The sequence below is a fragment of the Halarcobacter ebronensis genome, from assembly GCF_013201825.1.
Classification (GTDB): domain Bacteria; phylum Campylobacterota; class Campylobacteria; order Campylobacterales; family Arcobacteraceae; genus Halarcobacter; species Halarcobacter ebronensis.
On record NZ_CP053836.1, the window covers coordinates 134,125 to 147,520 of the forward strand.

Annotated in this window: 13 protein-coding genes; 3 read left to right on the forward strand and 10 right to left on the reverse strand. The window is 30.9% G+C overall.

Annotated elements, in window-relative coordinates; translation table 11 throughout:
• Positions 1 to 127: 127 nt before the first annotated feature.
• From AEBR_RS00730 to AEBR_RS00770, 9 genes are all read right to left on the reverse strand, one after another.
• Entirely contained in the window at positions 128 to 1,501 is a 1,374-nt protein-coding gene (locus AEBR_RS00730) for a TRAP transporter large permease (RefSeq protein WP_129086029.1), read from the reverse strand.
• A complete protein-coding gene (locus AEBR_RS00735; RefSeq protein ID WP_172658828.1) occupies positions 1,498 to 2,124 on the reverse strand; it encodes a TRAP transporter small permease subunit in 627 nt (208 codons plus the stop codon). The genes AEBR_RS00730 and AEBR_RS00735 overlap by 4 nt, the downstream gene beginning before the upstream one ends.
• Before the next feature lie 102 nt (positions 2,125 to 2,226).
• Entirely contained in the window at positions 2,227 to 3,297 is a 1,071-nt protein-coding gene (locus AEBR_RS00740; RefSeq protein ID WP_129086030.1) for a TRAP transporter substrate-binding protein, read from the reverse strand.
• Between the two features lie 101 nt (positions 3,298 to 3,398).
• Positions 3,399 to 4,043, reverse strand: coding sequence for a response regulator transcription factor (locus tag AEBR_RS00745; RefSeq protein WP_129086031.1), 645 nt, complete (start codon positions 4,041 to 4,043; stop codon positions 3,399 to 3,401).
• Position 4,044: 1 nt separating this feature from the next.
• Positions 4,045 to 6,228 (reverse strand): ABC transporter substrate binding protein, encoded by a 2,184-nt coding sequence (locus tag AEBR_RS00750; RefSeq protein ID WP_129086032.1) that lies wholly within the window; start codon positions 6,226 to 6,228, stop codon positions 4,045 to 4,047.
• 26 nt (positions 6,229 to 6,254) lie between these two features.
• The gene (locus AEBR_RS00755; RefSeq protein ID WP_129086033.1) at positions 6,255 to 6,839 is read right to left on the reverse strand and encodes a LutC/YkgG family protein; all 585 of its coding nucleotides are present in this window, start codon (positions 6,837 to 6,839) and stop codon (positions 6,255 to 6,257) included.
• A complete protein-coding gene (locus tag AEBR_RS00760) occupies positions 6,829 to 8,208 on the reverse strand; it encodes a lactate utilization protein B (RefSeq protein WP_129086034.1) in 1,380 nt (459 codons plus the stop codon). Before AEBR_RS00760 ends, AEBR_RS00755 begins: the two co-directional genes overlap by 11 nt.
• A complete protein-coding gene (locus AEBR_RS00765) occupies positions 8,205 to 8,951 on the reverse strand; it encodes a (Fe-S)-binding protein (protein WP_129086035.1) in 747 nt (248 codons plus the stop codon). The genes AEBR_RS00760 and AEBR_RS00765 overlap by 4 nt, the downstream gene beginning before the upstream one ends.
• A 104-nt stretch (positions 8,952 to 9,055) precedes the next feature.
• Positions 9,056 to 9,493, reverse strand: coding sequence for a deoxycytidylate deaminase (locus AEBR_RS00770; RefSeq protein ID WP_129086036.1), 438 nt, complete (start codon positions 9,491 to 9,493; stop codon positions 9,056 to 9,058).
• A gap of 219 nt (positions 9,494 to 9,712) precedes the next feature.
• Here AEBR_RS00770 and accB point away from each other — a divergent pair, with 219 nt between their 5' ends.
• The 3 genes from accB (at position 9,713) to AEBR_RS00785 (ending at position 13,174) form a co-directional block, all read left to right on the forward strand.
• Entirely contained in the window at positions 9,713 to 10,168 is a 456-nt protein-coding gene (gene accB / locus AEBR_RS00775) for an acetyl-CoA carboxylase biotin carboxyl carrier protein (RefSeq protein ID WP_129086037.1), read from the forward strand.
• Between the two features lie 13 nt (positions 10,169 to 10,181).
• On the forward strand, positions 10,182 to 11,534 hold the full coding sequence (locus AEBR_RS00780) for an acetyl-CoA carboxylase biotin carboxylase subunit (RefSeq protein WP_128980583.1): 1,353 nt from the start codon (positions 10,182 to 10,184) through the stop codon (positions 11,532 to 11,534).
• A 203-nt stretch (positions 11,535 to 11,737) separates the two neighbouring features.
• Complete coding sequence (locus AEBR_RS00785; protein ID WP_129086038.1) at positions 11,738 to 13,174, forward strand: DEAD/DEAH box helicase; 1,437 nt, start codon at positions 11,738 to 11,740, stop codon at positions 13,172 to 13,174.
• A 12-nt stretch (positions 13,175 to 13,186) separates the two neighbouring features.
• Here the strand turns inward: AEBR_RS00785 and AEBR_RS00790 are convergent, their stop codons facing one another.
• Positions 13,187 to 13,396 (reverse strand): hypothetical protein, encoded by a 210-nt coding sequence (locus tag AEBR_RS00790; RefSeq protein ID WP_128980587.1) that lies wholly within the window; start codon positions 13,394 to 13,396, stop codon positions 13,187 to 13,189.

Here is a 13,396-nt window from a genome sequence, read left to right on the forward strand (position 1 = left end):
GTTTATTATTCAAGCCTAGGAACAGTATATATTCTTTGTTGAGGATCGTTTATAAACGAGTACATTATATCACACTGTCGAAATATTATATTATTAATTAAAGCTAGACAGTGTGACATTTTTTCCCTTACATATCTGAAGTCATTCCAAAAATTTCTGGGAAGAAGGCAACAATTGCTAATACAATAATCTGTATTAGAATAAATGGGATAACTCCCCTATATATTTGAGCAGTGGTTACTCCTGCTGGAGCACATCCCTTTAGATAAAAGAGAGAAAAACCAAAAGGTGGGGTTAAAAATGAGGTTTGTAAATTCATAGCAATTAAAATTGCAAACCAAATTGGATTTATCCCAAGAGTTTCTGCAACAGGCAATAAAATTGGGATAATAATATATGAAATCTCAATAAAATCAATAAAGAAACCAAGAAATAATATGGCAATCATAGTAAATATTACAAAAGTCCATTTCCCATCACCTGGAAGACTTAACATGATATGTTCAACTATTTCATCACCACCTGTATATGAGAACACCATAGAAAATGCAGTCGCCCCAATTAGGATACCAAATACCATAGAGGTGATTTTAACTGCTTCTAAAGAGGCTTCTTTTACCATTGATATAGAAAAAGTTTTATATATCAAAGCTAATAAAACTGCACCTAAACAACCAACTGCAGCTGATTCTGTTGGAGTTGCCACCCCTTCAAAAATAGAACCTAAAACTAAAATAATTAGTGTTAGTGAAGGGATAATATCAACTAAAGCTCTTAAAACTTGTTTTTTCTTTGTCCCTCTACTTGGATCAGCAGGAATTGCAGGAGCTAAATTTTTATTTAGATATGAGACTATTAAAATAAAAATAATATATGCACCAACTAAGGCAAGTCCTGGTGTAAGTGCTGCTTTAAAAAGGTCACCAACAGGAACTTGAAAAACATCCCCTAAGATAATCAATACAATTGAAGGCGGAATAATCTGCCCAAGTGTTCCAGAAGCACAAATTGTTCCGGCAGCAAGTTCTGTCTTATACTTATACTTTAACATAACAGGAAGAGAAATAACTCCCATAGCAACAACTGAAGCTCCAACAACTCCTGTTGAAGCAGCTAGTAAAGTTCCAACTAATACTGTTGATATGGCAACTCCACCTCTAATCTCTCCAAATAAAAATCCCATAGATTCAAGAAGTTTTTCAGCAAGACCAGTTTTTTGCAAAATAATTCCCATAAAGATGAACATAGGAATTGCCATAAGGATAGTACTTTGTTGAATAGCAAAGATTCTAAATGGCATATAATCAAACATTGAGATACCTTCACTCCATCCACTTTGGATTAGTGAAATTATTGCATCACTTTGATCTGCATTAGAGAAAACTTCAATAAATCCTGCAAGTATCCCAAAAAATACAGAAACAGCAGCAAAAGTAAAAGCAACAGGGAAACCAATAATCAGCATAAAAAGTGCTGTAAAGAACATCACTATACCAATCATTTTTTACTCTCCTGTTCTTCATCTTCTTTACCATCTATATTTACAATATGAAATCTATGCTCTTCTAAATCGCATTTTAGGTGTTGCATATCTTCTTTTAAGTTGTAATTACTTGACTCTTCACTAATCCCTTTATATACATTTAGATTTTTAATAAAAAAACCAACTGTAGTGATAATCAAAAGTAAAAATGATAAAGGTATAAGTGATTTTACAATCCATCTATAAGGTAACCCTCCTGGATCACCACTTTGTTCCATTGAATGAAAAGCTTCAACTGCATTGTCAATTGAACTAAGCCCTACTAAAATTGCAATAGGTAAAATAAAAATAATAGAACCAATCATATTAATCATTGCTTTTTTTCTAGGTGTTAATTTGTCATAAATAAGGTCAACCCTTACATGACCATCCTCTTTTAAGGTATAGGCAATACCAATAAGAATAATAACAGAGAATAGGTGCCACTCCATCTCTTGCATCGCAATAGAGCCTGACTTAAAAAAGTATCTCATAACTACATCATAAAATACATTTAATATCATAAGTACCATTGCTATAGCTGTGATTGTTCCAATAAAATTTGCAAATTTATCGAAACCACGCTCTAATTTCAACAACATAAAACGTCCTTTGGATATTTTTTAATAAGTAAGATAAATATAATAAAATTACATTTATATTGCTTATTTAGTATATAGTAAACCCCCTTAAGGGGGAATATGCTATAGGTTATCTTTTAAGTAGATATAATCAGACATCTCTGTCCATTTTCTAACTTTCTTTTGATAAGCCTCTTGAGAATCTAAAATCTCTTTTAATAAAGGATCATTTGCTGTCATCTCTTTTCTTAATTCAGTATTCGCTTTTTTCATAGCATCCATAACTGCTTTAGGGAAAGTTTCAATTTTAATATTTGGATAATCTTTTTCAATTGAAGCCCACGCTTCTGCACTCATATGATAGTTTTGCAGATACATATCAAAAGCACTTGCTTTCATTGCAACAACTAAAATCTCTTGTAGATCTTTTGGCAATTTTTCAAAAGCTTTTTCGTTGATTAAAAATTGTAAATCTAATCCTGGTTCATGCCATCCTGTATAGTAATAAGGAGCAATTTTATGGAATCCCATATTGATATCCATACCTGGTCCAACCCATTCTAGTGCATCAATTGTTCCTCTCTCAAGTGAAGTATATAATTCACCTGGAGCAATATTTGTAACAGTTAATCCTAGTTTTGCCATGATCTCACCAGCAAATCCTGGTATTCTCATTTTAAGTCCCTTTAGGTCATCAACAGTTTTGATCTCTTTTCTAAACCAACCACCCATTTGGTTTCCAGAGCTTCCTCCTGGGAATGATAATAGATTATGTTTTTTATAAACTTTTTCCATTAATTCCATACCTCCACCATAGTAGAACCAAGAGTATTGTTCAGGTGTAGTCATACCAAAAGGCATTGTAGAAAATGGTAGGGTATTAATATCTTTACCTTTCCAATAATATGATGCAGAGTGACCCATCTCATATTGACCACCTTTAACCATATCAAATACACCAAGAGGAGCTTTATGCTTATTTGCAGCATCTACTCTAATTATTAGTCTTCCATCTGACATCTCTTCAACCATTTTTGCCATTTTTGTAGGGGCATCAATAAAAGGGTGTAGAGTTGGTCCCCATGTAGTTGCTAGTTTCCATTTGTAAACTTTTTTTGCTAGTGCTTCTGTTCCCAGTCCTGCAATTAATGCAGCAGCAAGAAGCAGTTTAGTAGATTTACCAAACATTTTCATTGTGATCTCCTTTTCGTTTTGTCTCTCAAAGTAGATTGTAACGATACCAAATGAAAAAGATATGATATTTTTTATTTTAAAATGAAATTGATTCTCTTTTATTATATACAGGTAAAAATGTAACCAGTATCAACAACAGTTTCTATATACTCTTTTTTTAAATTTTTTCTTAGCCGTCTAACTAAACTTCTAATAGAATCAATTGAGGCAAAAGAACCTTCCCAGACATAGTTTTCTATGGCATTATAGGTAATCACTTGATTTTTTTTAGTTAAAAAAAGATTCATAAGTAGCCTCTCTTTTTTTGTTAATCTAATAAGTTCATTATCTATAGAGATAGTTGAAGACTTATAATCAAAAAAACAGTTTTCATCAAATATTATTTTTTCATCTTTAATCTGACAAAGTTTTTCTATTTTTATCTCAAGCTCATCAATAAAAAAAGGTTTTTTAAGATATTCACTACAACCCAAATCATAAGCATCTTTTATCATATCAAGTTCAACCGTTGCACTTATTATGATTATAGGAACATCACTATAATAGGTTCTTATCTTTTTTAAAATTGTTATCCCATCTATATTTGGAACATTTATATCCAAAATAAAACAACTAAAACCCTCAGTTATATTATCTAATGCCTCTTGACCATCTATAAAGCTAGATATTTTATACCCTTTTAACTCAAGCCTTTTTTTGATTGTACTATTTAGTTTTTTATTATCTTCAAGAAGTAATATTTTCATTTTATTCCTTTCTATGAGGCATTTTGATTGTAAAAACTACATATTTATCTCTGTTTTGTGCAGTTATTATTCCACCCATTTTATCTTCAATTATAACTTTTGCCATATATAAACCAAAGCCTGTTCCATCTTTTTTGGTAGTAAAATAGGGTTCAAAGATCTTATCCACAATATTCTCATCAATATTTCCCCCATCATCAATAATCTCTATTGTAGTAAAGTTTTCACAATAAAGGATATTTATGATTAGATTGTACTTCTCTATAGAGTTTTTTTCAATTATTTTATTTTTTGCATTATTGATTAGATTGAGTAATACTTGTTTAAACTCATTTTCATAACCATATATTAATAGTTCATCACTTTTGTAGTCATAATTAAATTTTAGATTGATATTTGAATAATATATCTGTTTACCTAAAATTTCAAAAATCTCTTCAAAGGCTTTTCTTATTGAAAAAAGAGTCTTTTTTGTAGAGGGTTTTAAAAAGTTTCTAAAGTCACTTAGGGTTTTTGACATATATTTTAGCTGTACCATTGAATCATTTACAAACTCTTTTACCTGTGCTCCTTTAAGCTCATTTAATAAAAAAGAGGTTTGTATATCTTGTACTTGAGCTGAAAGTTCAACAAGGGGTTCATTCCATTGGTGGGCAATTGCTGCTACCATATCTCCCATCTCTGCTAGTTTTGATTGTTGAATAAGAAACTGTTTTTGTTGCATCCTCTCTGTAATATCATCCATTACACAAACAATTCCTCCAATTGAACCATCATTGTTTAGATATACTGCTTTATTTATAATGATATGTTTCATGTGATTATCAGGGGTATGAAGAGTCATCTCAGAACTATTTGTTCCTAATGTTTTTAATAGTTCTTGATCTATTTGTTGATTCTTTAAAGCAATCTCCAAAGAGAAAAAATCTTTTGCAGTTTTTCCTATAACCTCACTTTTCGAAATATTTAAAAGTTCTGAAAAAGCTCTATTACAACCTAAAAATTTCCCATCTTTATTTTTATAATAGATTGGATTTGGAAGAGTATCAACTAAAACTTTGTCAAACTTTATTCTGTTTTGAAGGGCTTTTTCCACAACTATTCTTCTTCTTATATTTGCTCTCATGGAAAAAATCATAATAAGAAGTATTGCTATGATTGTTAGTGCAATTACAGCTATTTTTGTGTGGGCTTTTATAAAACTATAGGGTTCATTTATAATCTCATAATCTCTTCCAATCCCATCAACATCTAAATCAAATCTTTTTATTTCGTTATAATCAAAAAGATATTTATTTGGAGATTTTTCAACTATAGGTATCTCTTTTATAGGTGTTCCATTTAAAACTCTAATTGCCATATCTCCTACAGCTTCACCTTGTGCAATTGCAGAGGTCACAAGGCCACCTAAAACACCATAATCAAGATAAAAGTCCCATAATCCATAGATTGGTACGTGACTTACTGCTCTTATTTGCTGAACACCATTTTTATAGGTGAAATATTTTCCTGTTCCATCTTTAAACAAAAGTACCAAAAGAATTGCTGTGTCTTTTTTTAAGTTACTTATCTTATTTTTTAGATGATCTATATCCATATTATCAATATATTCGATGTTTAATCTTTTAGAGTATTTTTTTATGATTGATTCTAGGTCTTTTTTCATGGCAAGACCTGTTTTTGATTTATCATTTATAATAAGTAGGTTTTTTAATTCAGGTTGTAAATCTAATATTAGTTCAAAATTTTTTTCCAAATCTACTTGTTCTTCTATCCCACTAATTTCATCTTTAAAAATACTTTTTTCAATAAGGGTTTTATCAAAGTTATTTATTCCACAAAAAAGTATAGGGGTATTTTTAAAAAGTCTGTTTTTTTGCTCTAAAACAAATTCAAAAGCACTATTATCACTAGCTATAACCAAATCAAATTTTCTATTTTTTAATTGTTCTTCATAAAGGCTTGCAAGTTTTTCTATGTATGATGGGGTCATTATTCTTTTTGTATCCATATAAAAAACTGTAAGCTCTACATCTTTTAGAGGTTTTAATTTTTTTTCTACCTCTTGTATAATATCATCACTCCATTTGTAACCTTTATGATAGGAGTTAAGAAATAGAACCTCTTTACCGTATAGATAGGTAAAACTAAGAAAAAGCAAGAAAAGAACTGTAATTTTTTTCATATTAACCTTTTGGGTCAATTATAGCATTATTCAAGAAAAATCACATATCCAGATTTTGGTCCATGGGCACCAATTACAAGTGATTGTTCAATATCTGCTGTTTTTGAAGGACCACTTACAAAAACCCCATAAGTTAAATCATCAAAATCGATTTTTTCATAGGCTTCGTGCATATTATTTACTATATCCTCTTTTTTTACCACAAGTATGATATTTTGAGCTATAAAATATAATGCTCTATGCCTATTGCTTTTATTACTTACCCAAACAGCACCATTTTCTGCCACTGCAAATTCTCCTTTTACAATTGCTAAATCAACTGTGTTTAAGTTGTGGGGATCATTTTCTAAATTTGTATCAAGAAACTTTTCTTTCAATTCTTCAAGATTGGAAGCTATATTGTTTTCATTTGGATATAACTTTTTAATAGTGTCATAAAGGGATTCTTCTTTTATACAAATAGCATCTCCTCCAACACTTTGAATCATTTCACAAAAAGTTTTATAGGGATTCTCAAATTTAATACCGAAATTAATATATGCTGGTAAACCCATATCTTTTGCAAGATTGTTTTTTCTTATCTCTTTTAATATTTTTTCTTTACTTGACATCTATAGATCCTTCTTTATAAAGTTCTTTAAAACTTTTTGTTGGCATATTAGGAATATCTCTTTGTTTTCCCCAAATATTAAATCTATTGTAGATGATTTTTTTTGGAATCAAAGGGACTATTTTTCTAGTGATTTTTCCCAAAATTGAAAATAGAATGGGGCTATTTAGCACCCATACACTAAGTTTCATAACAACTCTTTTTTTTGTCGAAATGATATTTTTTTCATATAGATCTTGTCTATGATTATAAAGTTGTGAATCTAGATCTATTTTTACAGGGCAAACATTAGAACATGATCCACATAAACTACAAGCGAAACTCAAAGTTTTGTGTAATTTTGGATCTCTAAATGTTGCTAAAGATGAACCTATTGGTCCAGGGATAACATAATCATAAGAGTGACCACCACTTCTTCTATAAACGGGGCAGGTATTCATACATGCACCACATCTAATACAATTTAAAGCTTTTTTGTATTTATTTGAAGATAAAAAATTGGCTCGATTATTATCAACTATTACTATATGCATCTCACCATTTTCAATTGCTCCATGATAGTGAGAAGTGTACGTTGTAATGGGTTGCCCTGTGGCGCTTCTTGCAAGAAGCCTTGTAAAAATACTCAAATCTTGTAATCTTGGGATAATTTTTTCTATTCCCATACAAGCAATATGAAGTTTAGGTAAAGAGGAACCCATATCTGCATTCCCCTCATTTGTACAAACAACAACTCCACCAGTATTTGCAATTGCAAAATTTACTCCAGTGATTCCTGCATCAGCTTCTAAAAATTTTCCTCTTAAATGTTCCCTTGCAGCTCTTGTTAAATATGTGGGATCACTGTTATTTTCATCTGTTCCAAGCTCTTTGTGAAAAGTTTTTGCCACATCCTCTTTTTTTAAGTGAATTGCAGGAAGCACTATATGAGAAGGGGGCTCTTTTCTAAATTGAACAATCCTCTCTCCTAAATCTGTGTCCACCACTTCAATGCCTTTTTTTTCTAAGAATGGATTTAAATGGCACTCTTCTGTTAACATTGATTTTGATTTAACCACTTTTTTAACTTGATGTTCTTTTAAAATATTGTAAACGATTTCATTATGCTCTTTTGCATCTTTCGCAAAATGTACTTTAATTCCTCTTTTTGTAGCATTTTCTTCAAACTCAAGGAGGTATTTATCTAAGTTTGCCATGGTATGAGTTTTTATTTGTTGGGCATATTCCCTTAGTTTTTCCCATTCAGGTATCGATTTTGAAGCTTTATCTCTTTTTTCCCTTACAAACCATAAAGCTTTGTCGTGCCAATGCATTCTCTCATCATTTGAAACAAACTCTTTTGCTTTTTTAGGATGGTTATGTATACTCATTGTACCTCTCCTGCAAGAATCTCTGTTATATGAACAACTTTTAGTGGGCTTTTATCTCTATTGATAATCCCTTCTAGGTGCATAAGACATGACATATCTGCTCCTGTTATAAATTGTGCATAGGAATCTAGGTGATCATTTATTCTATCTTTCCCCATTGCAACTGAAACATCCTCTTGGGTTACACAAAATGTTCCTCCAAAACCACAACATTCATCTTCCCTTTTTAAATCAACAATTTCTATACCTTCAACAAGATTTAAAAGATTTCTTAATTTATTGTTATATGGGATATTAAGTTCGCTAGCAGTTCCTAACTTCAATGCTCTATGTCCATGACAAGAGTTGTGGAGTCCCACTTTATATGGAAACTTTACATCTAGTTTAGTTATTTTCATAATATCATGTAAAAATTCACAAATCTCATAAATGGAAGTTTTTGTTTTATTGTATTCTTCATCATCTTCATGGAAAAAATCTTTATAATGTTCTTTTACCATAGTTACACAAGAACCAGAAGGTGCTACAATATAATCATATTTACTAAATGTAGAAACAAATTTGTAAGCCAATGTTTTTATATCTTTTGCACAACCTGCATTTGCCATAGGTTGTCCACAACAGGTTTGTTCCTCTGGATATTCAACATCAAGGTTTAAACTTTTTAGCAGTTTTAGTGTTGCAATGCAGCTTTTTGGATATAACTCATTCATAAAACAGGGGATAAATAGCCCAATTTTCATCTATTATTCTCCTTGGAAATAATCATATTGAGCTATTCTATTATTTTAATATGAGATTCTTATGATATTTATTTTTATAATAGAAGAGTTCAAGGATTTATATTTTATCTCTTTACTTGTTCTATTGTTACTCCGTTATCTTTTATAAACTTTGATACCACTTCTGAGTTTGTGTGTTCATATGGAATATCATATACAATTCTTTTTATTCCAGCAGCAATTAGGTTTTTTGAACATTCACTACAAGGTTCCAAAGTAACATAAATTGTTGCATTTTCGATACAAATACCTTTCCTTGCTGCCCAAATTAGAGCATTCATCTCTGCATGAATTTCATAAGTTTTAGACCATTCATGGTGCTCTTTTGTATACTCACCATTCCAATAATCACTACAATTTATATATCCTGAGGGGGTTCCATTGTATCCTGTTGATAAGATTCTACCATCTTTTACTATAACTGCACCAACTTGTTTAGAAACACATTTTGATGCGCTTGCTATCTCATGGGCAATGTTTATAAAGTTTAAATCGCTAATCATTTTCTTCCTTGAAAAGTTTCATAATAATTTCTTTTTAATTGTATAAAAATTACTAAAATATAAAATCTTGATTTTTTAAAGATTTTTATCAATTTTACTCAAATTTTTAGTAATTTTTGATAAAAATTGTTCCGAAAAACCATTTTTTTTAAATTTGATAAAAGAATTTATAACAAAAATTATGGTAATATTCCCGAAATTTATTAAAAGAGGTTTGACATGGATTTTAAAGAGATTAAAGAGTTAATAAGGGTATTTGATAAAAGTGAATTAAATAAGCTAAAAGTAAAAGAGGGTGAATTTGAGATCTCAATGCAAAGGGGTTTTGAGGGTGGAACTGTTGTTGCTGCTCCTGTTTCTTATTCTGCGCCTGCACAAGTTGCTGCTGCTCCAATTGCAGCACCAATTTCATCAGAAGCTGCACCTGCTATTCTGGGTGAAACAATCAATTCTCCAATGGTTGGAACTTTTTATAGTTCACCATCTCCAGAAGCTCAATCATTTGTAAAAGAGGGTGATACTGTTAAAAAAGGTCAAACATTGTGTATCCTTGAAGCAATGAAAATCATGAATGAAGTTGAAGCAGAGTTTGATTGTAAAATTACAAAAGTATTGGTTGAAAATGGATCTCCTGTAGAGTATGATATGCCAATATTTCAAGTAGAAAAACTATAACAAAGATTTAATTATGGCTGAAATCAAAAAAATATTAATCGCTAATAGGGGTGAAATAGTTCAAAGAGCTATTAGAACTATTAGAGAAATGGGTAAAAAGTCAGTTGCAATCTACTCTACAGGAGATAGAAATGCAGCTTATTTAAAGCATGCTGATGAAGCAATTTGTATTGGAGATGTAAAATCTATAGATTCATATCTTAATATTCCTGCAATAATCACAGCAGCAGAGATTACTGGTTGTGATGCAATTTTTCCTGGATATGGTTTCCTCTCAGAGAACCAAGATTTTGTAGAAATTTGCAGACTTCATGGAATAAAATTTATTGGTCCATCTGTTGAAGTAATGGAAAAAATGGCTGATAAATCAAAAGCAAAAACAGAGATGGTAAGAGCAGGGGTTCCAGTTGTTCCAGGATCAGAAGGTACTATTAGTTCAGTAGAAGAGGGTAAAAGAGTTGCTAAAGAGATTGGTTATCCAATTATGGCAAAAGCTGCTGCTGGTGGTGGTGGAAGAGGAATGAGACTTATAAAAAGTGAAGCTGATTTTGAGCAACTCTTTATGGCTGCATCTTCTGAAGCTCTTGCTGCTTTTGGTGATGGATCAATGTATCTTGAAAGATTTATTAATAAACCAAGACATATTGAAGTTCAAGTTCTTGGTGACTCCCATGGAAATGCAATTCATATTGGTGAAAGAGATTGTTCTTTACAAAGAAGACACCAAAAAGTTATTGAGGAATCTCCTGCAATTTTGTTAAATGATGAAACAAGAGCAAAACTTCATGATGTTGCGGTTAAAGCAACTAAATATCTAAAATATGAAGGTGCTGGTACATTTGAGTTTCTTGCAGATGATAAACAAAATATCTATTTTATGGAGATGAATACTAGACTTCAAGTTGAACATCCTGTTTCAGAAATGGTATCAGGACTTGATATTATTGAGTGGATGATTAAAGTAGCTGAGGGTGAAAAACTTCCAGAGCAAAAAGACATCCAATTTAATGGTCATGCAATAGAAGTTAGAATTACAGCAGAAGATCCAAATACATTTTTACCTTGCCCTGGAAGAGTTGACCAATGGTTTGTTCCAGGTGGAAGAAATGTTAGAGTAGATTCTCATGTTTATACAGGATATATTGTTCCTCCATATTATGACTCAATGATAGGAAAACTTATTGTTTGGGGAAGAGATAGAAATAAAGCTATTAATATTATGAAAAGAGCTCTAAATGAGTTTGAAGTAGAGGGTATCAAAACAACTATTCCTTTCCATAAAAAAATGATGGAAAATAAAGATTTTATCTCAAATAATTACGACACAAAATATCTAGAAAACTACAAAAATTTAGATGATCTCTAAAATATAAAGTAGGGCGTTCAGCTCTACTTTTTTTATGAAAGCTTAAATTTAGCTAAATTAAGATACAATCCGCAACTTATACACTATTTACTTAAAGTATCGATATTAGCCCTGTTATCCGTTTGAATCAGTTTTAATTTACTACTTTCTATGAATGAATGTTTGTAAGAGTGTATATTAATTAACTAAAATTAAGGAAACTAATGACTTTTAAAGATTTCGACTTTAAAGAAAAGTTACAAAAATCGATTTTCGATGCCGGTTTTAAAGAACCAAGCCCTATTCAAAGAGATGCAATTCCAGTTATCTTATCGGGAAAAGATATCGTTGGACAAGCTCACACTGGTACAGGGAAAACTGCTGCTTTTGGATTACCACTTATTAATATGTTGGATGGAAATGGAAGTGTAGAGGCAGTTGTAATAGTTCCAACAAGAGAACTTGCGATGCAAGTATCAGATGAGCTATTTAGATTTGCAAAAAACCTTTCAATCAATACTGCTACTGTTTATGGTGGGCAATCTTACTCAAGACAGTTAAAACACATTGATAATGCAGGTATTATAGTTGCAACTCCTGGAAGATTTTTAGATCTACTAAGAGATGAAAAAATTAAGATTGCACCAAAATTTGTTGTATTAGATGAAGCAGATGAGATGCTTGATATGGGATTCTTAGATGATATAAAAGAGATATTTACTTTTATGCCAAAAGAGAGACAAACACTTCTCTTCTCTGCGACAATGCCAAGTGCAATCAAAGCTTTGGCAAAATCAATTCTAATAGAACCTGAATTTATTACAATAACTCAATCTGAAATTACAAACTCTAAGATTACACAAACTTTTTATGTTGTAGAAGAGCATGAGAGAGATGATGCTTTAATTAGATTATATGATTTCAAAAACCCTGAAAAATCTATAATTTTCTGTAGAACAAAAAAAGAGGTTGATAGATTATCTACTTTTTTAGTATCTCAAGGTTTTTCTGCTAAAGGTCTTCATGGAGATATGGAACAAAGACAAAGGGAAGAGGTTATTAACTCTTTCAAAAAAGGAAAATTAGAGATTCTTATTGCAACTGATGTTGCTGCAAGAGGTCTTGATGTAAATGATGTTTCTCACGTATTTAACTATCATCTTCCATTTGATTCAGAGTCTTATGTTCATAGAATAGGAAGAACAGGAAGAGCAGGAAAAGACGGTATGGCTGTTTCTATTGTTACTCCCCATGAATTTAGAATGATAAAAAAGATTCAAAGTGATACAGGTGGAAAACTAGAAGCAAAAGTTATACCAAATATTAGCTCAGTAAAAGAGAAAAAAACAAACTCTTTAAAAAGCAAAATCTGTGAACAAAAAGTTTATGATTCTGGAGTAAATTTAGTTGAAAGTTTATCAGAAGAGTATGATTTAGAAACAATAGCTCACAAATTGGCATCTTTATTAACTAATGATACTTATGTTAAAGGTAATAACAATATTGGTAAATCTCAAAATGATATTGAAAAGCTTTTAAAAAGATCAAGAGAAGATAATGGCAAAGCAAATAGAAGAGGTAGTGGTAATTTCAGAGATAGAAATAACAATAACAGAAGAAGAAATCCTTCAGGAAATAGAAGACAAAGTAGAAGAGGGTAAAACCCTCGACTGCTACTTATAGTAGTTTTTTAAAGCTCTTTTAGCTCTTTTATAAGCTGCTTTAGTATCTCTTCCAAAACCTCTAAAAGCTCCATCTTTATTGAAAAATTCAATTATATTTAAGTTGCCTTTTTTCATAGCAATAACTCTAAATATGTTAAACTCTTTTTTTACTTTAGAGATTTTAGGAGAGTTTTTTTCAGTAAGTATTGTGATACTCAT

What these genes read in the sequence shown, in the direction of transcription:
- AEBR_RS00730 (WP_129086029.1), bottom strand. Translation starts at nt 1,501, where the DNA reads ATGATTGGTATAGTGATGTTCTTTACAGCACTTTTTATGCTGATTATT.
- AEBR_RS00735 (WP_172658828.1), bottom strand. Translation starts at nt 2,124, where the DNA reads ATGTTGTTGAAATTAGAGCGTGGTTTCGATAAATTTGCAAATTTTATT.
- AEBR_RS00740 (WP_129086030.1), bottom strand. Translation starts at nt 3,297, where the DNA reads ATGAAAATGTTTGGTAAATCTACTAAACTGCTTCTTGCTGCTGCATTA.
- AEBR_RS00745 (WP_129086031.1), bottom strand. Translation starts at nt 4,043, where the DNA reads ATGAAAATATTACTTCTTGAAGATAATAAAAAACTAAATAGTACAATC.
- AEBR_RS00750 (WP_129086032.1), bottom strand. Translation starts at nt 6,228, where the DNA reads ATGAAAAAAATTACAGTTCTTTTCTTGCTTTTTCTTAGTTTTACCTAT.
- AEBR_RS00755 (WP_129086033.1), bottom strand. Translation starts at nt 6,839, where the DNA reads ATGTCAAGTAAAGAAAAAATATTAAAAGAGATAAGAAAAAACAATCTT.
- AEBR_RS00760 (WP_129086034.1), bottom strand. Translation starts at nt 8,208, where the DNA reads ATGAGTATACATAACCATCCTAAAAAAGCAAAAGAGTTTGTTTCAAAT.
- AEBR_RS00765 (WP_129086035.1), bottom strand. Translation starts at nt 8,951, where the DNA reads ATGAAAATTGGGCTATTTATCCCCTGTTTTATGAATGAGTTATATCCA.
- AEBR_RS00770 (WP_129086036.1), bottom strand. Translation starts at nt 9,493, where the DNA reads ATGATTAGCGATTTAAACTTTATAAACATTGCCCATGAGATAGCAAGC.
- accB (WP_129086037.1), top strand. Translation starts at nt 9,713, where the DNA reads ATGGATTTTAAAGAGATTAAAGAGTTAATAAGGGTATTTGATAAAAGT.
- AEBR_RS00780 (WP_128980583.1), top strand. Translation starts at nt 10,182, where the DNA reads ATGGCTGAAATCAAAAAAATATTAATCGCTAATAGGGGTGAAATAGTT.
- AEBR_RS00785 (WP_129086038.1), top strand. Translation starts at nt 11,738, where the DNA reads ATGACTTTTAAAGATTTCGACTTTAAAGAAAAGTTACAAAAATCGATT.
- AEBR_RS00790 (WP_128980587.1), bottom strand. Translation starts at nt 13,396, where the DNA reads ATGAGTATCACAATACTTACTGAAAAAAACTCTCCTAAAATCTCTAAA.